The sequence below is a fragment of the Bradyrhizobium sp. 45 genome, assembly GCF_023073155.1.
GTDB lineage: Bacteria > Pseudomonadota > Alphaproteobacteria > Rhizobiales > Xanthobacteraceae > Bradyrhizobium > Bradyrhizobium canariense_D.
In genome coordinates, this window is record NZ_JADPIX010000151.1 from 20,607 (window position 1) to 40,872 (window position 20,266).

13 protein-coding genes are annotated in these 20,266 nt (G+C 65.4%); 4 read left to right on the forward strand and 9 right to left on the reverse strand.

What is annotated here, in order from left to right:
• Positions 1–29: 29 nt before the first annotated feature.
• Complete coding sequence (locus tag IVB42_RS36635) at positions 30–2,738, forward strand: DUF2339 domain-containing protein (RefSeq protein WP_247472046.1); 2,709 nt, start codon at positions 30–32, stop codon at positions 2,736–2,738.
• 3 nt (positions 2,739–2,741) lie between these two features.
• On the opposite strand, the gene IVB42_RS36640 is transcribed toward IVB42_RS36635, so the two are convergent.
• The 8 genes from IVB42_RS36640 to IVB42_RS36675 all read right to left on the reverse strand — a co-directional run bounded on the left by IVB42_RS36640 (position 2,742) and on the right by IVB42_RS36675 (position 14,719).
• Positions 2,742–4,430, reverse strand: coding sequence for a methyl-accepting chemotaxis protein (locus tag IVB42_RS36640; protein WP_166517499.1), 1,689 nt, complete (start codon positions 4,428–4,430; stop codon positions 2,742–2,744).
• Positions 4,431–4,711: 281 nt separating this feature from the next.
• Positions 4,712–6,682: a HAMP domain-containing methyl-accepting chemotaxis protein gene (locus IVB42_RS36645; protein ID WP_026233670.1), complete on the reverse strand. Its 1,971-nt coding sequence runs from the start codon at positions 6,680–6,682 to the stop codon at positions 4,712–4,714.
• A 206-nt stretch (positions 6,683–6,888) separates the two neighbouring features.
• Entirely contained in the window at positions 6,889–8,958 is a 2,070-nt protein-coding gene (locus IVB42_RS36650; protein WP_085361344.1) for a methyl-accepting chemotaxis protein, read from the reverse strand.
• A 415-nt stretch (positions 8,959–9,373) separates the two neighbouring features.
• On the reverse strand, positions 9,374–11,107 hold the full coding sequence (locus IVB42_RS36655) for a methyl-accepting chemotaxis protein (RefSeq protein ID WP_231188787.1): 1,734 nt from the start codon (positions 11,105–11,107) through the stop codon (positions 9,374–9,376).
• Between the two features lie 175 nt (positions 11,108–11,282).
• Complete coding sequence (locus tag IVB42_RS36660) at positions 11,283–11,564, reverse strand: hypothetical protein (protein ID WP_247472049.1); 282 nt, start codon at positions 11,562–11,564, stop codon at positions 11,283–11,285.
• Between the two features lie 162 nt (positions 11,565–11,726).
• Entirely contained in the window at positions 11,727–12,326 is a 600-nt protein-coding gene (locus IVB42_RS36665; RefSeq protein WP_026233672.1) for a hypothetical protein, read from the reverse strand.
• A gap of 112 nt (positions 12,327–12,438) precedes the next feature.
• Positions 12,439–13,425: an MDR family oxidoreductase gene (locus tag IVB42_RS36670; protein ID WP_085352604.1), complete on the reverse strand. Its 987-nt coding sequence runs from the start codon at positions 13,423–13,425 to the stop codon at positions 12,439–12,441.
• 40 nt (positions 13,426–13,465) lie between these two features.
• Positions 13,466–14,719, reverse strand: coding sequence for an MFS transporter (locus IVB42_RS36675; protein WP_085352605.1), 1,254 nt, complete (start codon positions 14,717–14,719; stop codon positions 13,466–13,468).
• A gap of 328 nt (positions 14,720–15,047) precedes the next feature.
• Here IVB42_RS36675 and nadA point away from each other — a divergent pair, with 328 nt between their 5' ends.
• Genes nadA through nadC form a run of 3 tightly spaced genes read left to right on the forward strand, consistent with a single transcriptional unit; the run spans position 15,048 to position 18,655 of the window.
• Positions 15,048–16,154: a quinolinate synthase NadA gene (nadA, locus tag IVB42_RS36680; RefSeq protein ID WP_247396527.1), complete on the forward strand. Its 1,107-nt coding sequence runs from the start codon at positions 15,048–15,050 to the stop codon at positions 16,152–16,154.
• A 9-nt stretch (positions 16,155–16,163) separates the two neighbouring features.
• The gene (locus IVB42_RS36685; protein ID WP_247396529.1) at positions 16,164–17,765 is read left to right on the forward strand and encodes an L-aspartate oxidase; all 1,602 of its coding nucleotides are present in this window, start codon (positions 16,164–16,166) and stop codon (positions 17,763–17,765) included.
• An 11-nt stretch (positions 17,766–17,776) separates the two neighbouring features.
• A complete protein-coding gene (nadC, locus tag IVB42_RS36690; protein ID WP_247391679.1) occupies positions 17,777–18,655 on the forward strand; it encodes a carboxylating nicotinate-nucleotide diphosphorylase in 879 nt (292 codons plus the stop codon).
• A gap of 4 nt (positions 18,656–18,659) precedes the next feature.
• Here nadC and IVB42_RS36695 read toward each other — a convergent pair whose 3' ends face one another.
• Positions 18,660–20,114 (reverse strand): cell wall hydrolase, encoded by a 1,455-nt coding sequence (locus IVB42_RS36695; protein ID WP_247391676.1) that lies wholly within the window; start codon positions 20,112–20,114, stop codon positions 18,660–18,662.
• Between the last annotated feature and the right edge of the window lie 152 nt (positions 20,115–20,266).

Genomic DNA, 20,266 nt, shown 5'->3' on the forward strand with positions numbered 1-20,266 from the left:
CCCCTGCCCGCCGGTTGCCTGGAGGCTTTATGTCTGACGGCCCGTTTGACGTCTTCGCGCTGATCATTGCGATCATCGCCTTCATCATCGCGATCAAGGCTTCCAGCCAGGCGGCTGAACTGCGACGACGGCTAAGCTCGCTCGAAGAGATGTTCCGCGCGCAACGGCCCGTGCAGCCGCCGCTGATCCCCGCAGATGTGTGGGCTGACGCGCCCCCCACAACTTTCGCAGCGCCACCGCCGCTTGTGCCCCAAGCCGAAGCCAGAGCCGAGGCGCCGCCCCCGCTCGTCACCGAAGATATTTCACCGCCTCCGCTCGAAGCGAGCACCGAGGCCGACGCGACGCCGCCGCTGCCCGCACCCGCGCCCGGGTTCGAGGAACGGCTCGGCACGCGCTGGGTAGTCTGGATCGGCGGCCTGGCGCTCGCGCTCGGCGGCTTCTTCATGGTGCGCTATTCGATCGAGGCTGGCCTCCTTGGCCCCGGCGTGCGCGTGTTCCTTGGCGGCGTGTTCGCGCTGGCGCTGCTGGGCGCCGGCGAATGGTCACGGCGCAAGGAGAGCATCTCCAACATCGCCGCGCTGCCGATCGCCAACATTCCCGCTATCCTCACCGCAGCCGGTACGGCGGTGGCATTTGCGACCATCTACGCGGCGTACGCGCTCTATGGCTTCCTCGTGCCCGCGACCGCCTTCGTGCTGCTCGGCCTCGTCGCGCTCGGCACGCTGGCTGCCGCGCTCCTGCACGGGCCCGCGCTCGCCGGCCTCGGCGTGGTCGGCGCCTTCGTGACGCCGATCCTCGTCTCCAGCGGCAAGCCGGACTATTGGGCCCTCTACATCTATCTCGCCGTCGTCACCGCCGCGAGCTTCGGCCTTGCCCGTATCCGGCTGTGGCGTTGGCTTGCGGTCACGACAATCGCCTTCGCCGTGCTCTGGATCTTTCCGGGGCTCGATACCAGCGACCTGCAGGTCGCGCCGCACGCTTTCCATGTGATCGCAGGATTCGTTCTTGCCGCTCTTCTCGTGGTCTGCGGCTTCATGTTCGGCCCGACGATCGAGGACGGTGAGATCGAGCCGGTCTCGTCGGGCTCACTCGGTGCCTATCTGTTCGGCGCGATGCTGATCGTGCTGTCGAGCGCCCATGCGGACCTGGCGCTGATGGCCTTCACGCTGCTGGTCGGCGCGACGCTGCTTGTCGCCTGGCGCGCGCCGGCGGCCACCGGCGCGCTCGGCGCAGCCGCCGCGACCGTCTTCGTCGTGTTCGCCGAATGGGCGGTGCGCGCCAATCCTGACATGCTCGTGCTGCCGGGCGGTCCCATGGCCGACATCGCACCGACGGCGATCGATAGCGCGGTGACGCTGCATCTGGTGATGGCGGCGATCTTCGCCGCCGGCTTCGGCATCGCGGGCTTCCTCGCGCAGGGACGTTCGAACTCGGCGATCATTCCGGTGGTGTGGTCGGTCGCGGGGGTCGCGACGCCGATCGCGATCCTGGTCGCGCTCTACGCACGCATCGCGCATCTCGATCGCTCGATCCCGTTCGCCATCCTCGCGGTGCTGCTCGCCGCCGCCTTCGGCGCGGCCACCGAAGCGCTTGCACGCCGCGAGACCCGGCCGGGCGCCATGATCTCCACGGCCTTGTTTGCGACCGGCACGCTCGGTGCACTGGCGCTGGCGCTGACGTTTGCGCTGGAGAAGGGCTGGCTCACGATCGCACTGGCGCTGATGTCGCTCGGCACCGCCTGGATCTCGATGCAGCGGCCGATCCCGTTCCTGCGCTGGCTCGCCGCGATCTTCGCCGGCCTCGTCACCGCTCGGATCGGCTATGATCCGCGCATCGTCGGCGACGCCGTCGGAACCACGCCGATCTTCAGCTGGCTGTTGTGGGGTTACGGCCTGCCGGCGGCATCGTTCTGGGCGGCGAGCCTGTTCCTGCGCCGCCGCGCCGACGACGCCCCGCTGCGCATGCTCGAGAGCGCCGCGATCCTGTTCACCGCGCTGCTCGCCTTCATGGAGATCCGCCATTTTGCGACCGGCGGCAACATGACGTCAGCACCCTCTCTGCTCGAATTCGCCCTCCAGGTCTGCATCACGCTCGCCCTGGCGATCGGGCTGGAGCGCCTGCGACTGCGCAGCCGCAGCGTCGTGCACAATGTCGGCGCGGTCGTGCTCACGGTGATCGGCGGGCTCGTCGGCGTGTTCGGCCTCCTGCTCCTGGAGAACCCGCTGCTATGGCGCACCGACGTCGGTGGCGCCGTGTTCAACCTGCTGCTGCTCGGCTACGCGCTGCCGGCGGTGCTGATGCTGCTCTTGTCCTATGCCGTGGCCGGCGAACGCGGCAAGGCCTACGCCAACACGATTGCAGGCGGCGCGCTGCTGTTCGCGCTGACCTATGTCACGCTGGAGATCCGCCGCTTCTATCACGGCCCGATCCTCTCCTCCGGGGCGACGACGGGCGCCGAGCAATATACCTATTCGATCGGCTGGCTCGGCTTCGGCGTGGTGCTGCTCGGCGTCGGCATTCTCGTCAATTCGGAGCGGGCGCGGCTGGCATCGGCCGTCGTGATCGCGTTGACGATCCTGAAAGCATTCGTCATCGACATGTCGACGCTGACGGGCGTCTACCGCGCGCTATCGTTCATGTGCCTCGGCATCGTGCTGGTCGCGATCGGCTGGCTCTACCAGCGTATCCTGTTCCGGCGGCAGATCGCACCGCCGCCGGCTCCGCAGACGAGCACGTGAGCGTCAGGCCGCGCGAACCGATTCCAGGAACTGCGCGACCTCGACCTTGAGACGGGTGCTGTCGGTCGCCAGCGATTTCGCCGCCGACAATACCTCGGTCGAAGCCTCGCCGGTCTCGATCGCACCGCGCTGCACGTTGGTGATGTTCGACGAGACCTCCTGCGTGCCGACCGAGGCCTGCTGCACGTTACGCGAGATTTCCTGCGTGGCCGCGCCCTGCTCCTCGACGGCGGCGGCAATGGCCGCAGCCACCTCGGAGAGCCGCTCGATGGTGCCGCCGATCTCCTGGATGGCACTGACCGATTCCTGCGTCGCCGCCTGGATACCCGAGACCTGCGCCCCGATCTCACCGGTCGCTTTCGCGGTCTGCTCGGCCAGCGCCTTGACCTCGGAGGCGACGACCGCGAATCCGCGGCCCGCATCGCCGGCACGCGCGGCCTCGATGGTCGCGTTCAGCGCCAGCAGATTGGTCTGGCCCGCGATGGTGTTGATGAGCTCGACGACGTCGCCGATGCGGGACGCCGCCTGCGACAGCGCATTGACACGGTCGTTGGTCCGCGCCGCTTGCTCGACGGCCTCCGCCGCCATCCGCGCCGAATCCTGCACGCGGCGGCTGATCTCGGTGATGGAGGACGACAGCTCCTCCGAAGCGGATGCCACCGCCTGGACGTTGGTCGAGGCTTCCTCGGAGGCGGCTGCGACGACGGTCGCGAGTTCCTGTCCGCGCTGCGCGGTGTTGGTCAGCGTCGAGGCGGAGGCCTCGAGCTCGGTCGAGGCCGAGGAGACGGTCCCGACCACCTCGCCGATCATGGCTTCGAACTTGCGGGTGATGGCATCGACGCGGCGACCGCGTTCGATCTTGACTTCGGCGTCGCGCGCAGCGGCCTCGTCGGCGGCCTTCTTGGCGATCAGCGCCTCCTTGAAGATCTGCAGCGCATCTGCCATCGAACCGATTTCGGTCTTCTCGCCGCGATGCGGAACGTCGGCCGAGAGGTCGCCCTCGCCGAGCGACTGCATCGGGCGGATGATTGAGGCAATGCCGCGAGAAACGTCGCGCACGAGATAATAGGCGGCGCCGATCGCGATTACGACCGAGAGCACGATGATGCCGACCAGCACGCGGAAGATCATGGCGTAGCTGTCGGCGGCCTGCTTCGTCTCAAGCTCGGCACCGCGGTTGTTGAGCTCGATGCCCTTTTGGAGCAGGGGATCGGCGGCCTGGGCCATCTTCGCAACCTTGGTCTGCAGCAGCTCGTTGGCGTCGACCGGGAAACGGCCAACGCCCTTGCGCGACAGTGCCATCACGTCCTGCACGCCGTTCAGATACTCGGCCCACGCCGTGCTCCATTGCCCATAGAGCGAGCGCTCCTCGGCGGAAGTGATCAGCGGCTCGTAGACCTTGCGGGTCTGGTCGATGCGCGCGCGCAGCGAGGCCAAGCGCTTCTCGGCGGCGTCCTTGCCCTCAACGCTGTCCTGCATCAGATGCAGACGGAGCGCGACGCGCAGCTCGTTGATGTCGGCGCGAAGCGAGCCGAGCGCGCGCACGCTGGGCAGCCAACTCTCCGCGATCTCGACCGTATGGGAATTGATGTTCTGCATGGTGCCGATCGCCGTCACGCCAACGCCGGCGAGCGAAAGGACCAGGACCGACAACACGGCCAGAAGCTTGAAGACGATCGACAATTTCGACATCACGACAAATCCCGATGTTACCTGGCAACGCGCAAATTGTCCGCGCCGCAAACCGCCACGAAGATGGCGAGACGGAGGTCAGTTCAACAATGCTGGCTGGTTCTTGTCCCGTAAGATTGCACACATAGTCGCAAGCAGGCGTTAACAGGGCCCTACGTAAAATTACGGGACAGCGCTGACGGTCGTTATTTCTCCCGCAACCAACTGTGCAGCTGCACAGCCAACTGATGCTGCGACGCGACCTGTCCACTTGCGACGCAATGTGCGGAAGGCGACGGCTGTCACGCCGCCCGTACCGAATCCAGGAAGCGCGCGACCTCGCTCTTCAGCCGGTGGCTCTCCTGCGACAGCGATTGCGCAGCCGAATGCACCTGCGCCGAGGCCGCCCCGGTTTCGCCTGCGCCACGCTGGACATCGCCGATGTTCGCCGAGACTTCGGAGGTGCCATTCGCGGCGTGCTGGATGTTGCGGGAGATCTCTTGCGTGGCGGCACCCTGTTCCTCGACCGCGGCGGCGATGGTTGACGAGATCTCCGACATCCGCGCGATGGTGTCGCCGATCTCCTTGATCGCACCGGCGGAGTCTTCCGTCGCGGTCTGGATCGCGCCGATGTGCTGGCCGATCTCGCCCGTGGCCTTCGCAGTCTGCTCGGCGAGCGCCTTCACTTCGGAAGCGACCACGGCAAAGCCGCGGCCGGCCTCGCCGGCACGCGCCGCCTCGATCGTCGCGTTGAGCGCCAGCAGGTTGGTCTGGGCGGCGATGGTGTTGATCAGTTCGACCACGTCGCCGATGCGGGCGGCGGCCTTCGACAGTTCGGCGACGCGTGCATTGGTGCGCTGGGCCTGCCCGACCGCCACGTCGGCGACACGGGCCGATTCCTGCACCTGACGGCTGATCTCGGAGATCGAGGAGGTCATTTCCTCGCTCGCTGCAGACACCGACTGCACGTTCGCGGAGGCCTCTTCGGAGGCGGCCGCCACGACCGTGGCAAGCCCGTTGCCGCGCTCGGCAGCCTGCGTCAGCGTATTTGACGAGGCCTCCAGCTCGGTTGCCGCCGACGAAACAGTATCGATGATCTCGCCGACCGCGCCTTCGAAAGTATCGGCGAGCCGGTGCATGTCGGCCTTGCGCTGCTGGCGCCCGCGCGCCTCAGCTTCGACCTGCTCGGTGCGCAGCCGCTCGGCCTCCGCCATATTGGTCCTGAACACCTCGACGGCACCGGCCATCTCGCCGATCTCGTCTTTGCGCCCGATGCCCGGAACGGATATCGAAAGCTCGCCGCGCGCAAGCCGCGTCATCGCGCCGACCATGCCGGCAAGCGCCTTCGAGATCGAACGTCCCAGAAGGAAGCCCACCGCGGCGAGCACGACGACGGCAATGGCGAAGGCGACCATCATCCACATGCGCACGGCATCGCGGGTCGCAGCTTCCGCAACGTCGGCCTTCCTGTAGAGGTCTTCGACTGTGTTGCGCACCTCGATCATGCTCGGTTCCAACCCACGGAACGTTTTCATCATGCTGGCGTCGAGGGCCGCAGTTTGCTGCGCCGTCTCCACCCACGCCGTGAACTCGGATTGATATTTCTGCAGCTTGGCTGTGATGTCGTTCATCACTGCCGTAGGGATTGCGACGACCTCTATCGCCTTGGAGAATTCGACCGCGGCCTTCTTCATCTCGGCGATGTATTTTGGGTCGCGCCGCAGCATGAAGTCCTTCTCGTGCCGGCGCATCATCAGCATCCAGCTCGTGGACCTGGGATCGTCGATCTCCTTGAGCTTGGCCTCAATGTCGTGCACGGCGGCGCGGAGCGAGCCGGAGAGGCCCAGAGTCTCGTTTAGGCCGAGCCGGGTCTCCGCGGCCACCAATGCGCCGAAGTCCGACGCGTATCGCTTGAAGCCGTCCTGGGCCTGCTTCATCCGGTCGGACAGCGCGCCCAAGCCGCCGGCCGACATCAGCCGCTCCACCTCGTCGAAGTCGCGATTGATCGGCCCGATCAATTCGGCATGTGCCTTGGCGTAGCTCTCGTTGCGGCGCTGCTGAAAGTTCTTCTCGTTGCGGCGGGCCTCCAGCATCTCGATCGAGAGCTGTTTGTCGAGGTCAGCGATCGCACGAGCGCGGTTAGCAATCTCGCGGGAGGCGTCCTGGGAGAGACTGCCGATCTCGTAGATCGCGCCGAAGGCGACGAGACCCAACAATCCGAACAGTCCGATCGCCATGACCTTATGGGTGAGACGAATGGAAGGGCCACTCATGGAATGTGCTCCAATACGATTGATACGCAATACGAGGAGGGCGACTCGGCACCCGGAATATTACGGAGATCATGACTGCATCGGTTTTCCGGAAGGTTAACCGTGCGGCTCATCGCGCCGCGACATCCAACTGCGAACGCATGCGAACCACCGCGCGTCTTCGCGCGTCGGTTGTAGTCGATCGATGATTGGTGACGGCGACCGCGTCATGCTGCGCGCACGGTATCGAGGAAGTTGCCGACCTCGAGCTTGAGGCGGTTGCTGTCGCCAGAGAGCGACTGGGCCGCCGCCAGCACCTGCGACGACGCCGAGCCGGTCTCGTTCGCGCCGCGCTGCACATCGGTGATGTTGGCCGAGACCTGATGGGTGCCTTCCGCCGCCTGCTGCACGTTGCGGGAGATTTCCTGTGTCGCCGCGCCCTGCTCTTCCACGGCAGCCGCGATGGTAGAGGAAATCTCCGAGAGCTTCTCGATAGTGCCGCTGATGTCCTTGATTGCGCCGACCGAATGCTCGGTCGCGGTCTGGATGCTGGCGATCTGCTGCCCGATCTCGCCAGTGGCCTTCGCGGTCTGTTCGGCGAGTGCCTTGACCTCGGAGGCCACAACCGCAAAGCCGCGACCGGCTTCGCCGGCGCGCGCGGCCTCGATGGTCGCGTTGAGCGCCAGGAGATTGGTCTGACCCGCGATGGTGTTGATCAGCTCGACCACGTCGCCGATCCGCGTCGCCGCCCTGGACAATTCGCTGACGCGCTCAGTGGTGACACGCGCCTGGCCGACAGCTTCGTTGGCCACGCGGGCCGATTCCTGCACCTGCCTGCTGATCTCGGTGATAGAAGACGACAGCTCCTCGGTGGCCGACGCCACCGCTTGCACGTTGGTGGACGCCTCCTCGGAGGCCGCAGCAACCATGGTCGTGAGCTGCTGCCCACGCTCCGCGGTCGATGTGAGGGTCGACGCCGAGGCTTCGAGCTCGGTCGCTGCCGAGGAGACGGTGTCGACGATCTCCCCGATCGCGGCTTCGAAGCCGTCGGCCAGCTTCCGCATCTCCGCCTTGCGCTGCTCGGCTGCCCGGCTCTCGGCCGCAGCGTGATCGCCCCGCATGCGTTCGACTTCGAGCCCGTTTTGCTTGAAGACTTCAACGGTCCGCGCCATCTCGCCGACCTCGTCACCTCGGCAGGTGCCAGGCACGACCGTCGTGAAGTCGCCATTGGCGAGCCCACCCATCGCAACCGAAATGGCTGAAAGCGGCTTGAGGATCCGGCCAAAGGTGATCCAGAAACTGAGGCCAGCGAGCATCACCGAGGCGCAGAGCAACACGACCGTGAAAACAACATTACGAGTGCTGACCTCTGCCTGCATCGTGGCTTCGCGGTCAGCGGCCGCGCCAATGGCTTCACCGAGCTTCAGCACTGCATTGATGCCGGCGGTGGCCCGCGTGAAGTACTCGGGTCCCGTGATTCTGTAGTCCCCGCCTTCGCCACCGGCGAGCACAGTCACCCGCGTTTCACCGTAGGCACCAAAATAGGATTTCTCGACCTCCGTCATCGCCTCGCCGATCTGCAGGGCGAGGTCCGAACGCAGCCGCACCGGCAATACCGTGTCCCATGCGAGTTCGACCTTGGCCCGCAGCGCCGAAAGGCGCTCATAGCCCTCCATCCCGAGCTTCGCGCGCGCACCGACGACCCCAGCCAGCAGGGCCCGCTCCCTTCCGGCATTCTCGGCCATCTGAGCTGTCAGATGTCGCAAGCCGATGAGCTGGGCCAGCCTTGCCACGGGCGGGCTGGTGAGTGTTTCGAGCGTCAGCCGCAAGCGGTTGCTCGCGACGTCGATCACCTCCGTAATCGTTGGCGCGAAGCCATCTACGAGGTCAGGCTCGCGTTCAACGCGCGAGCGCGACATTCCCGCGTCGGCTTTCTCACGCAGGAGACGCAGCGCCTCGAATTTCGTCGCTGCGTCCGCAATCTGTCTTTGCCCCGCCGTCATTTCGGGAATCGCGCTGATATCGAGGACGGCTTGGCGAAAGGCCTCGTCGGCCGTCGCGCGCGCCTTTGCGATTTCCGCACGGCGCTCGGCACTGACGACATCAGGAGACTTCAGCACGGCGTTGGTCAGCCCGCGTTCAATCGCCCAATGTCCTGCGCTGCGCAGCAGCAGTTGGGCAACTGCATTGACCTTCAGGAATGCCTCGGACTCTCGCCTCTTGAGGACGGCCTCATAGGCGATGAATCCGGCCGAGGCCAACCCAAGCAAGACCAGGGCAGAGATGATGATCGGCAAGATCGTGCCGATCCGAACATGTCCGAGCCGACTCCACGCGCTGGCGGACTGAGTTCGGACCTGCTGATGATGAGCAGGGCTCAACATGGTACGTTTCCCCCAAAGGAAACACGCAGCCAAGTCCTTGCCGGCTGCATGGACGTTGATCGCCCTTGCCGGAGAATCTATTCCTTGGGGTTACTCATTCTGGTTAACGGGAGGGCTCGGAGAAATACTGAGATTTCAACCCAAACAGTTGAAATGGAAGAGATAATCTCGCCAGAAAGTTGTAAATTTCAGCTTGAGGTCGCCACTGTTTGCTTTTGCAGCCGACGTTCGCCGAAGTCATGCGCGAGACGTTCGCGGCGAAGATCAGGATGCAAAAACGCCCGCCTGAGGAGGCAGGGCGTCTTCCGAACTGTCTGGAACGAGGTTCTTAGGCGGCGCGCACGGTGTCGAGGAACTTGCCGACCTCGAGCTTGAGGCGGTTGCTGTCGCCGGACAATGACCGCGCGGCTGCCAGCACCTGCGACGATGCCGAGCCGGTTTCGCCTGCACCGCGCTGCACGTCGGTGATGTTGGACGAGACCTGATGGGTGCCTTCGGCCGCCTGCTGCACGTTGCGCGAGATCTCCTGCGTCGCCGCGCCCTGCTCCTCGACGGCCGCCGCGATCGTGGACGATATCTCGGACAGCTTTTCAATGGTGTTGCTGATGGCGCTGATGGCGGCGACGGAGTCCTGCGTCGCGGCCTGAATGCCGGAAATCTGCTGGCCGATCTCGCCGGTCGCCTTCGCGGTCTGCTCGGCAAGCGCCTTCACTTCGGAAGCCACCACCGCAAAACCGCGACCGGCCTCGCCGGCGCGTGCCGCCTCGATGGTGGCATTAAGCGCCAGCAGGTTGGTCTGGCCGGCGATGGTGTTGATCAGCTCGACCACGTCGCCAATGCGAGCCGCCGCCTTGGACAATTCTCCGACACGGTCGGTCGTGGTTCGGGCTTGGGTAACCGCCTCGCTCGCGACCCGCGCCGATTCCTGCACTTGGCGGCTAATCTCCGTAATTGAAGACGACAGCTCTTCCGTGGCCGACGCCACCGATTGCACGTTGGTCGACGCCTCCTCGGAGGCCGCAGCCACAACTATCGTCAGTTCCTGTGCCCGCTCCGCCGTCGAGGTCAACGTCGAGGCCGAAGCCTCGAGCTCCGTCGCGGCCGACGACACCGTATCGACGATCTCGCCGACGGCGCCTTCGAAACTATCAGCAAGCTTGCGCATATCGGCCTTGCGCTGCTCGGCCGCCACCTGGTCCTGCCGCATCTTGGCTTCCGCTTCCTGGCGCGCCTTCTGCTCCGACACGACCTTGAATTTCTCGACGGCCGCGGTGACACCGCCGACCTCGTCCTTGCGGCCGAGACCCGGCAGGACAACAGAGAAGTCACCACCAGCGAGCTTGTCCATGGCAACCGTGAGCGCGCGGATCGGCCGCGCGATGGTCAGGAAGGACATCAGCCACGAACCGATGAGGACGAGCACGGCGCACGCACCGACCACCATGCCGAGACGCTCGCTCACGGCCATCTCCTGGCTCGCGGCAGCGATTTCTTCATCGCTCTTGTGCTTGGCGAAATCGGCAATCTCGCTGGTCAAATTGTCCAGCTGTGTGGCAAGCGGCAGCGTCACCTCGCGGATCTGGCGCGCGCCTTCCTCGGAAATCTTGGCGGCGCGGACGGGGTCCGTGGCCGCAACCGCAATGGCCTCGCTGCGAACAGAGGCGTTCTGCTGCGCGCCCTTCAGGTAATCGGCCGACGTAGACTTGAGCTTCTCCATCCGCGCGCGGTTTTCCGGGGCGTGCGACAACCTGAGCATGGAATCGACAACGCCGTTCAGTGCTTTCGACCGCTCCAGCAGAAGCTCGCTCGCCTTTTGCAAGTCACCCTGATTGTTGGCGAGACGCATGTCCCGTACGGCGAGTTGCAAGCCGCGTATCCCAAGCTTGGCTTCGGTAGCCTCGCGCACCAATTCCTGCTGCGCAAGCGCGGCCTGGTTGGAATGCCCCACGTTGTTGTTGCCGATGACCTGGCTCGCGATCATGGCGCCGACGAGAACAACGCCGAACGCCGAAGCGAGCGCGAGCTTGGTACCGATTTGCAGATTCTGGATGAGTCTCGACATGAGGGCGTTTCCCGGGTTGCGCGGCCAAGTCATTGTCGGCCGCCCTCGGCGTTGATCGCCCTTGCCTAAAAACTGAGCTTCAGGTGTGGTGATCTGGTTAACGATCGCCCCCGGACAAATACCGGACTTACCGGAAAATCCCTTGAAAAACGGCACGGTCCGCGCGCTTAACAGGTTAACCACACGCGGCGGTAGGATGCCCGATTTCTAGCCAGTGACCAAGGGCCTTTTGGCTCTCGCCAATCAAGCTGATCCGGAACACCGGCTCCTTGTTCTCGTCGAGCAGCTCCATGCGCCATTCGGCATCCTGTTTCAGGCCGCGCGAGATGCCGCCGAGCAAATTGGCACAGACTTCGGTCATCTCGGTCCAGGCCGCGGCGCGGTCCTCGAACTCATATGGCTGGTCGGCAGCACCGGAATAGCGGCCCGTGCTGATACGGAAGAAGTACAGCGACATCGTTGAACCCTTTTATCGGGCCGCGCCCCCGGCCGTACGCAAACTGGGGCGCGAACAGCTACCAACGCATGAAAGCCGCCGTCCGTATGACTACGGCGCGGCGGCTTCGTGTCTGATGGCAGCTCTCAACGACAAAGTGCGCGGACTGTCCCGCGCACCAACTCACTGGGTGGAGCGGCGCAGCTCCAGCGGGGCGTCGTCCCTGGCGGGCTCCGATTTGACCTGCGGCTTCACCGGCTCGAGCCGGCTACTCTCGACGCGCGGGGTCTCGACACGCGCGGCGACTTCGGTGTTGGGCGTGCCGACCGAACCCGTGTGTTCCGAGGTGCGCAGCGAGCGCGGCCGCGCGACGGCCCGCGCCATCAGCATCTGGTTGCCGCCCTGGTGATGGAAGTCGCAATAGGCGAAGCCCATCCCCGATACCGAGCCGCGGAAACTGCGATCGTCGGTCTTTTCAAGGTTGAAACAGGGCTCGAACGGAATGCCCTTGATCGAGGCGCAGACGTTCTGGCCGCGGATCTGCAGCGTGTTGCCGGGCAGGCGGAGATGTTTCACCGGACCTGCACCCGAGAACTGCACGGCGCCGGCGGCGCCGAGGTCGTCCATGATGCGGCCCGCGCCCCGGGTGCCGTCAAAGCAGGTGAAAGCAAACACCTTCCCGGCGACGAAGCGGCGCGCCTCATCGGCGTTCATGCTTCCAGCAATGGCCGGCGTAAGCGTCGCTACCGCCGTGACCGCCCCCAACACAATACGCGCAAGCATGCTCAACTCCGAACCAACCCCGCAGCGGGCTATGCCTTATCTCTTTACCTGCTGCTTACCATACTAACCATGGCGACATTGAAGCAGCATGGTTGGTAAAGTCTGAACGCCGTTAGACAATTTTTACAACGGTGCGACCGCGGACCTGGCCGGCGAGGATTTTCGCGCCCCACTCCGGAACTTCAGAAAGCGGAATTTCGTGAGTAATTTCAGCTAGTTTTGACCGGTCCAGATCGGACGCCAGGCGTTGCCAGGCAGCTTTCCGCGGCTCGATCGGGCACATCACGGAATCGATGCCGAGAAGGCACACCCCGCGCAAAATGAAGGGTGCGACGGAAGACGGCAGGTCCATGCCGGCAGCCAAGCCGCAGGCCGCGATCGCGCCGCCGTACTTCGTCATCGACAGCAGGTTTGCGAGCGTGGTCGAGCCGACGCTGTCGACGCCACCCGCCCAGCGCTCCTTGGCGATGGGCTTGGCGGCCGCCGACAATTCGTTGCGGTCGATCACCTCAGCCGCGCCGATCTCTTTCAGATAGTCCGCTTCGGACGCACGTCCGGTGGAGGCGATGACGTGATAGCCGAGCTTCGAGAGCACGGCGGTCGCAACCGAGCCGACGCCGCCTGCAGCCCCCGTCACCACGACCGGACCGCTGTTCGGCGACACTCCGTGCTTCTCCAGCGCCAGCACGGACAGCATCGCGGTGAAGCCGGCAGTGCCGATCGCCATGGCGTCGCGCGCCGATAGGCCCTGCGGAAGAGCGACCAGCCAGTCGCCTTTCACCCGCGCCTTCTCGGCATAGGCGCCAAGATGGGTCTCGCCCATGCCCCAGCCGGTGCAGACAACCTTATCGCCCGCCTTCCATTGCGGATGCGAGGACTGCTCGACGGTGCCGGCGAAGTCGATGCCGGCAATCATCGGGAAGCGGCGCACCACCGGCGCCTTGCCGGTGAGCGCAAGGCCGTCCTTGTAGTTCAACGTCGACCATTCCACGCGGACGGTGACGTCGCCCTCCATCAGTTCGGCTTCGTCGAACTGCGTGAGCTGCGCGGTGGTGCCCTTGTCCGCCTTGTCGATCCGGATCGCCTTGAACGTCGCCACAGCAAAACTCCCTGACTTGTTTCAGGGGATGTTTAGCCGATCAGGCAGGCTGCGCAACCGTCCGCTGGACCGGTTTCTCCACGATCGGAAGATTGATCAGCGCCGAGAGCACGCCGAACAGGATCGAGAGCCACCAGATCGGCGTGTAGGAACCGAACCGCTCGAACACGATGCCGCCGAGCCAGACGCCGAGGAAGCCGCCGACCTGATGGCTGACGAAGGCGAAGCCATAGAGCGTGGCGAACCAGCGCGTGCCGAACATGATCGCGACCAGTGCCGAGGTCGGTGGCACGGTCGACAGCCAGGTCAGGCCGGAGACCGCGCCGAACGCAATCGCCGAGAACGGCGTGATCGGAAACGAGATGAAGGCAAGCGTCGCAAGCGCGCGGGTGAAATAGATGGTCGAGAGGATGTAGCGCTTGGGCAGGCTGTTCTGGAGATAGCCGACGCTGAGCGATCCCATGATGTTGAACAGGCCGATCGCCGCGATCACCCAGCCGCCGATCTGCGTGGAGATGCCGCTATCGACCAGGAAGGCCGGCAGATGCACCGTGATGAAGGCAAGCTGGAAGCCGCAGGTGAAGAAGCCGAGGACAAGCAGCACGTAGGAGCGATGGCCGAAGGCTTCCGCGAGCGCTTTGGTGAAGGTCTGCTGGTCCGCAGGCGCCGCATTTGCCGCGCTTGCGACCGGCGGCGTCGAGAGCGCCAGCGACAACGGGATGATCAGCAGCATCAGGAAGCCGAACACGGTGAGCGCCTGCTGCCAGCCGAAATTGTCGATTAGGGCCACACCGATCGGCGCGAACAGGAATTGCCCGAACGATCCCGCCGCAGTGCCGGCGCCGAGCGCAAGGCCGCGCTTCTCGGCCGGCAAGAGCTTGGTGAAGGCCGAGAGCACCAGATTGAACGAGCAGCCGGCGAGACCGAAGCCGACCATGACACCAGCGCCGATGTTGAGCGACAGCGGCGTCGATGAGTAGCGCATCAGGAGCAAGCCCCCGGCATAGAGCAGAGCGCCGACGCACATCACCCGGAACAGGCCGAAGCGATCGGCGACCGCGCCGGCGACGGGCTGGCCCAGTCCCCACAGCAAATTCTGAAACGCGATCGCGAGGCCGAACACGTCGCGGCCCCAGGCATATTCATGGCTCATCGGCTGTACGAAGAAGCCCAGCGCCGAGCGCGGGCCGAACCCGAGCATCCCGATCGCGCAGCCGCAGAGAATGATGATCGCCGGCGTGCGCCAGGAGGAGGAACGGGAGACCGAACCGAGCTCACCCATCTGTATCGACATGCTGTTCCTCGTGCGTGGTCGCGGATTCGCAAATGGCGGCCGCGAGCCAGCTCGTTTAATGCATCTGCATGGAAACCCCAAGTCAAAAACGATTGCATTCCGCGAAGAGCTGGCGCGGGAGCATTGCATTTCCTCGCGGCCTCAGCCGACGCGCCGGGCGCGACTTAACGGAAACGTGTGCGGCAAGATCTGGCGGCTCCCAACACGACGTGTTATTTTATATTTGCTCATATCGAGCATATCGAATGATCCCCCGGCCTGTCGGCCGGATTTCTCAGGCTTTATATATGCTCAAAATGAGTACAAATGACATGCACGGGAGGCTTGGATGCCGCTAACTGGAATTTACGGCCCCGACGACTTTGCCAACCGGCCGCAGGGCCACGTGATCACCCCGGCACAGGCCAAGCAGTCGCGAACCGGACCTTCGCTGCCGATGCCTTCACTGGAATGGACGCCGGAGGTCGAGCGAGCCACCGCACCGCTTTACGAGCGCGTGAAACGTGTCATCCCGCCGATCGAATGGCCGCTGATGGCCCCGACGATCAAGGCGATCAACGAGCTGAAGCAGGCCCGGGGCGCGGTGATCCTCGCGCACAATTACCAGACGCCGGAGATCTTCCACTGCGTCGCCGACATCGGCGGTGATTCGCTCCAGCTCGCGGTCGAAGCCACCAGGGTGAAGGCCGGCATCATCGTCCAGTGCGGCGTGCACTTCATGGCGGAGACGTCGAAACTGCTCAATCCGGACAAGACGGTGCTTATTCCTGATACGCGCGCCGGCTGCTCGCTCGCTGCCAGCATCACCGGCGCCGACGTCCGCCTGCTCCGCGAAAAATTCCCCGGCGTGCCTGTCGTTGCCTATGTCAACACCTCCGCGGAGGTGAAGGCCGAGGTCGATATCTGCTGCACCTCGTCGAACGCGGTGCAGGTGGTCGAAAGCCTCGGCGCACCAACCGTGATCTTCCTGCCCGACCGCTATCTCGCCACTTACGTGGCCTCGAAGACCGACGTGAAGATCATTGCCTGGAAGGGCGCCTGCGAGGTGCACGAGCGTTTCACTGGCGCCGAGCTGCGCAGCTACCGCGAGGCCGATCCCTCCGTGCAGATCATCGCTCATCCCGAATGCCCGCCGGACGTGCTGGCCGAGGCCGATTTCACGGGCTCGACCGCGCACATGATCAACTGGGTGCGCGAGCGGCGGCCGCGGCGGCTGGTGATGATCACGGAATGCTCGATGGCCGACAATGTCCGCGCCGAGCTGCCCGATGTGGAGATGCTGCGCCCCTGCAACATCTGCCCGCACATGAAGCGCATCACGCTCGCCAACATTCTGGAGAGCCTGCTGACGCTTCGCGCAGAAGTGACGATCGATCCCGCGCTCGCGGACCGCGCAAGGCGCTCGGTCGAGCGGATGATCAATTTGAAGAACTGAGATAAAGCCATGACAAACAACATCAACACCCTCCCCCGCTCCGACGACGTCGTCATCGTCGGCGGCGGCCTTGCCGGATTGTTCTGCGCGCTCAAGCTCGCGCCGCGGCCGGTAATATTGATCTCGGCGGCGCCGCTCGGACAGGGCGCGTCGTCTGCATGGGCGCAAGGCGGCATCGCCGCGGCAATGGCTGAAGGCGATACGCCGGAAGCGCACGCCGCGGACACGGTTGCAGTTGGCGGCGGCATCGTCGACGAAGCTGTCGCACTCGGGATCGCGCGCGAGGCCGCACCGCGGATTCACGACCTTCTCGCCTATGGCGTGCCGTTCGACCGCGATCTCGAAGGCAGGCTCGCAGTCGGGCGCGAGGCCGCACACTCGGCGCGGCGTATCGTACATGTGCGTGGCGATGGCGCGGGCGCCGCCATCATCGCGGCGCTGAGCGAAGCCGTGCGGCGCACGCCGTCGATCCGGCTGATCGAAGGTTTCGTCGCCGAAGCGCTGTTGACCGAGGACGGCGCGGTCGCCGGCCTACGATTGCGCGAAGCTGGCGACGCGGCAGCACAGCCGATCCTGCTCGCCGCGCGGATGGTGGTGCTCGCGACGGGCGGCATCGGCCATCTCTATGCCGTCACCACCAATCCGCGCGAGGCCAGCGGATCCGGCCTTGCGATCGCCGCACGCGCCGGCGCGGTGATTGCAGATCCCGAGTTCGTGCAATTTCACCCGACCGCCATCATGGTCGGCCGCGATCCCGCGCCGCTCGCCACGGAAGCCTTGCGCGGCGAAGGCGCGACACTGATCAACGGCCGTGGCGAGCGTTTCATGGCGGCGCGCCATCCGCTCGCCGAGCTCGCACCGCGCGACATCGTGGCCCGCGGCGTGTTCGCGGAGATCTCGGCCGGACGCGGCGCCTTCCTCGATGCGCGGCAGGCGCTGGGCGCACGTTTTGCCGACAGATTCCCGTCCGTCCATGCAAGCTGCATCGCCGCTGGGATCGACCCCGCCACGCAGGCCATCCCGATCGCACCGGCGGCGCACTATCACATGGGCGGCATCGCGGTGGACGATCGCGGCCGCAGCTCGATCGACGGGCTCTGGGCCGGCGGCGAAGCGTCGTCCACCGGCGCGCATGGCGCGAACCGGCTTGCGTCGAATTCGCTGTTGGAGGCCGTGGTCTACGCCGCGCGCATCGCCGACGACATCGCCGGCCGCACCACTCCCTCGCCCGCACGTCTTGCGGACGTGCCGACGCCGGGGGACGGCGCGCCGGATGCTGCGGCCGTGAAGCGGCTGCGGATGCTGATGAGCACGCATGTCGGCGTGATCCGCAATGGTGACGGGCTTGCGGACGCGGTTCGCAGCTTCTCCGCGCTCGAACGCGAGGCCACGAGCATCGCGGTCCGCAACATGGCAACGGCAGCCCTGCTCGTGGTGGCGTCAGCCTGGAACCGGCGCGAGAGCCGCGGCGCGCACTTCCGCTCCGACCATGCCGCGGACGTGCCCCCCCTCGCGCAACGCACGATGACGACGCTCGCACCAGTGCGCGAGATCGCGGACAGCCTGAGCGAACGCCCGACACCGCGCACGGCGCAACCGATGACCGCCTGACGGAGTCTGCCATGATCACCCCGAATTCTCTGCTTTATCCCGACGCCTTCCTCTCCCCGCTCGCGATCGACGAGGCCGTGCTGCGCGCGCTCGATGAGGATCTCGGCCGCGCCGGCGACATCACCTCACTTGCGACGATCCCCGAAGCAACGAAGGCGCAAGCAATCCTGGTCGCGCGGCAGTCCGGCGTGATCGCCGGCTTGCCACTGGCGCTCGCCACCTTGCAAAAGCTTTCGCCCGACATCGAGATACGCGCACATGTTCGCGACGCCGCGCGCGTCGCCCGCGGGCAGCAGGTGCTGACGATCTCGGGGCCGGCACGCGCCATCCTCACGGCGGAGCGGACCGCGCTGAATTTCGTCGGCCGCCTGTCGGGCGTTGCGACGCTCACGGCGGACTATGTCGCGCGCACCGAGGGCACCCGGATGAGAATCTGCTGCACGCGAAAGACCACGCCCGGGCTGCGCGCCTTGGAGAAATACGCGGTACGCTGCGGCGGCGGCTTCAATCACCGCTTCGGGCTCGACGACGCGATCCTGATCAAGGACAACCACATCGCGGTCGCCGGCGGCATCCGTCCCGTGCTGGAGCGCGCCCGCGCCCAGGCCGGCCATCTCGTCAAGATCGAGATCGAGGTCGACACGCTTCCGCAGTTGCGCGAGGTGCTCGACACCGGCCTTGCCGACGCCGTGCTGCTCGACAACATGGATATTGCGACGCTGCGCGAAGCCGTCAGGCTCAACGAGGGACGCCTCAAGCTGGAGGCATCCGGCGGTGTCACCCTGGACTCGATCCCAGCCATCGCTGCGACCGGCGTCGACTACGCCTCATCCGGCGCGCTGACGCATTCGGCGCCAAATTTCGACTGCGCGCTGGATATCGAGGCGTGAGGCGCTACCGCCGCTCGGTCGCGCCCATCTCGGCGGAGCTCTTGGCTTGCTGAGTGAGCTCGGCGGAGAGCGCGGCGGTCTGCGCCGGGGTGCCCCAGCTCGGCTCTTCGCTGCCATCGCCCCAGGCGCGTGGGCGATAGAAGGTGTGGACGCCGGTCTTGTACATCTTCTTCATCTCGGCGACCCAGGACGGGCGCACCCAATAGGCGTGGTAGTGCGTGGACTTGCCGACCTCGGGCAGCCAGATCTGGCCGTCGAGCATGGCCTTCGAGATCTTTTTCGCACGGTCCCACATCTCGGGCTCGCGGATCACGTCGGCATTGTTGTCGCAGGCAAAGGTGAACTGGCAAGCGAGATGGCGGTGCTTGTTCTGATAGACGGCGCCGCACACGGTGTCCGGGTATTTGCCGGAGAACACGCGGTTCATCACCACCTGCGCAACCGCCATCTGACCGCGCACGGCCTCGCCGCGGGACTCGAAATAGACGGCCTCCGCGAGGCATTTTTCGGACTTCGCGCGCGACTTGTCGTCGAGCGCGAGCCGTTCCGCCGGCGATCTGGCGCGCTGATTGTCGACGTTGACCTCACCCTTCGGCGCGACGCTCTCGCCGCTTTCGATATCCTTCGCAATATCCTCCGACGGCGGCGATAGCGACGCCGTCACCTTCATGTCGGGGTCGGGCATCACGATCAGCGGCTCCGCACCGGGTTGCCAGCTCTCGATGCTCTCGACGTTGCCTCCGAGCGAGGAACTGCCGAAGAACAGGCTCGAGGTCTTGACCCGGAACGGATCGCGCGGCGGTGCAGCCGGAATGGTGGCCTGCTTCAGCGCTTCGAGCGGCTGGAGCGCGAGCGAGCGCGCAGCGTCGCTGGCTTGTGGCGCATTGGTGTATTGCGGCAGCGGCGGCGCACGCAGCGCCTCCGCGAGTTCGGGATCCAGCGCGGCCGCGGATTCCGGCGACATCGCCTGCGGCAGCGCGACGGTCTTGGCGCCGAACACCGAGCTGTTCGACGTCGCGGGATCCTCCTGCGTCGGCACTGCCGTCGGCGCGCCCGCTTCGGGAGCCTGCGTCGGCGTGACCGTTGCGAGGCGATCACCCTTCATCGAGCGATCGACCTTGGGAAAATCGGCGGCCTGGTAGCGGGGCGGCGCCTGCAGCGCCGGATTGCGGCTGATCGCGCCGGTGACGTCGCGGCTGTCGAGGCTCGCGAGACGAACCATCGCGCTCTGCGGAGCCGAAGTGCCGATCGGCCGGGAAAAACTGTAAGTGGCCAGTTGTATGGAGGACGCAGCAGAGAATACCTGCTTCTGCCAACGCTCCGCGACCCCGGGTTGGCGCGCCAGCAGCGAGGCAATGTCCTGATAGCCGGTCTCTCTCGGCATCAATGCGAAGATGCAGAGACCGATGCCGAAGGACGCGAACCGCGCGCCCTTCGGATGGGTACGCAACAAAAACATCGATACGCTCACGCTACGCTTACGCTAGAAAAATCGAGCCGCAGTACATCCGTGCAATTCGATCTTTATCGTGAGTATCTAATTTAGGTTGCTGGGGCGTTAATCGGCGTTGCGCATGCGGCACACGCAAGCAATCGCAGGTGTTCTCACGG

Bases quoted from the DNA above. Each gene is read 5' to 3' on its own strand.
- IVB42_RS36635 (WP_247472046.1), top strand. From the start codon at position 30: ATGTCTGACGGCCCGTTTGACGTCTTCGCGCTGATCATTGCGATCATC.
- IVB42_RS36640 (WP_166517499.1), bottom strand. From the start codon at position 4,430: ATGTCGAAATTGTCGATCGTCTTCAAGCTTCTGGCCGTGTTGTCGGTC.
- IVB42_RS36645 (WP_026233670.1), bottom strand. From the start codon at position 6,682: ATGAGTGGCCCTTCCATTCGTCTCACCCATAAGGTCATGGCGATCGGA.
- IVB42_RS36655 (WP_231188787.1), bottom strand. From the start codon at position 11,107: ATGTCGAGACTCATCCAGAATCTGCAAATCGGTACCAAGCTCGCGCTC.
- IVB42_RS36660 (WP_247472049.1), bottom strand. From the start codon at position 11,564: ATGTCGCTGTACTTCTTCCGTATCAGCACGGGCCGCTATTCCGGTGCT.
- IVB42_RS36665 (WP_026233672.1), bottom strand. From the start codon at position 12,326: ATGCTTGCGCGTATTGTGTTGGGGGCGGTCACGGCGGTAGCGACGCTT.
- IVB42_RS36675 (WP_085352605.1), bottom strand. From the start codon at position 14,719: ATGTCGATACAGATGGGTGAGCTCGGTTCGGTCTCCCGTTCCTCCTCC.
- nadA (WP_247396527.1), top strand. From the start codon at position 15,048: ATGCCGCTAACTGGAATTTACGGCCCCGACGACTTTGCCAACCGGCCG.
- IVB42_RS36685 (WP_247396529.1), top strand. From the start codon at position 16,164: ATGACAAACAACATCAACACCCTCCCCCGCTCCGACGACGTCGTCATC.
- nadC (WP_247391679.1), top strand. From the start codon at position 17,777: ATGATCACCCCGAATTCTCTGCTTTATCCCGACGCCTTCCTCTCCCCG.
- IVB42_RS36695 (WP_247391676.1), bottom strand. From the start codon at position 20,114: ATGTTTTTGTTGCGTACCCATCCGAAGGGCGCGCGGTTCGCGTCCTTC.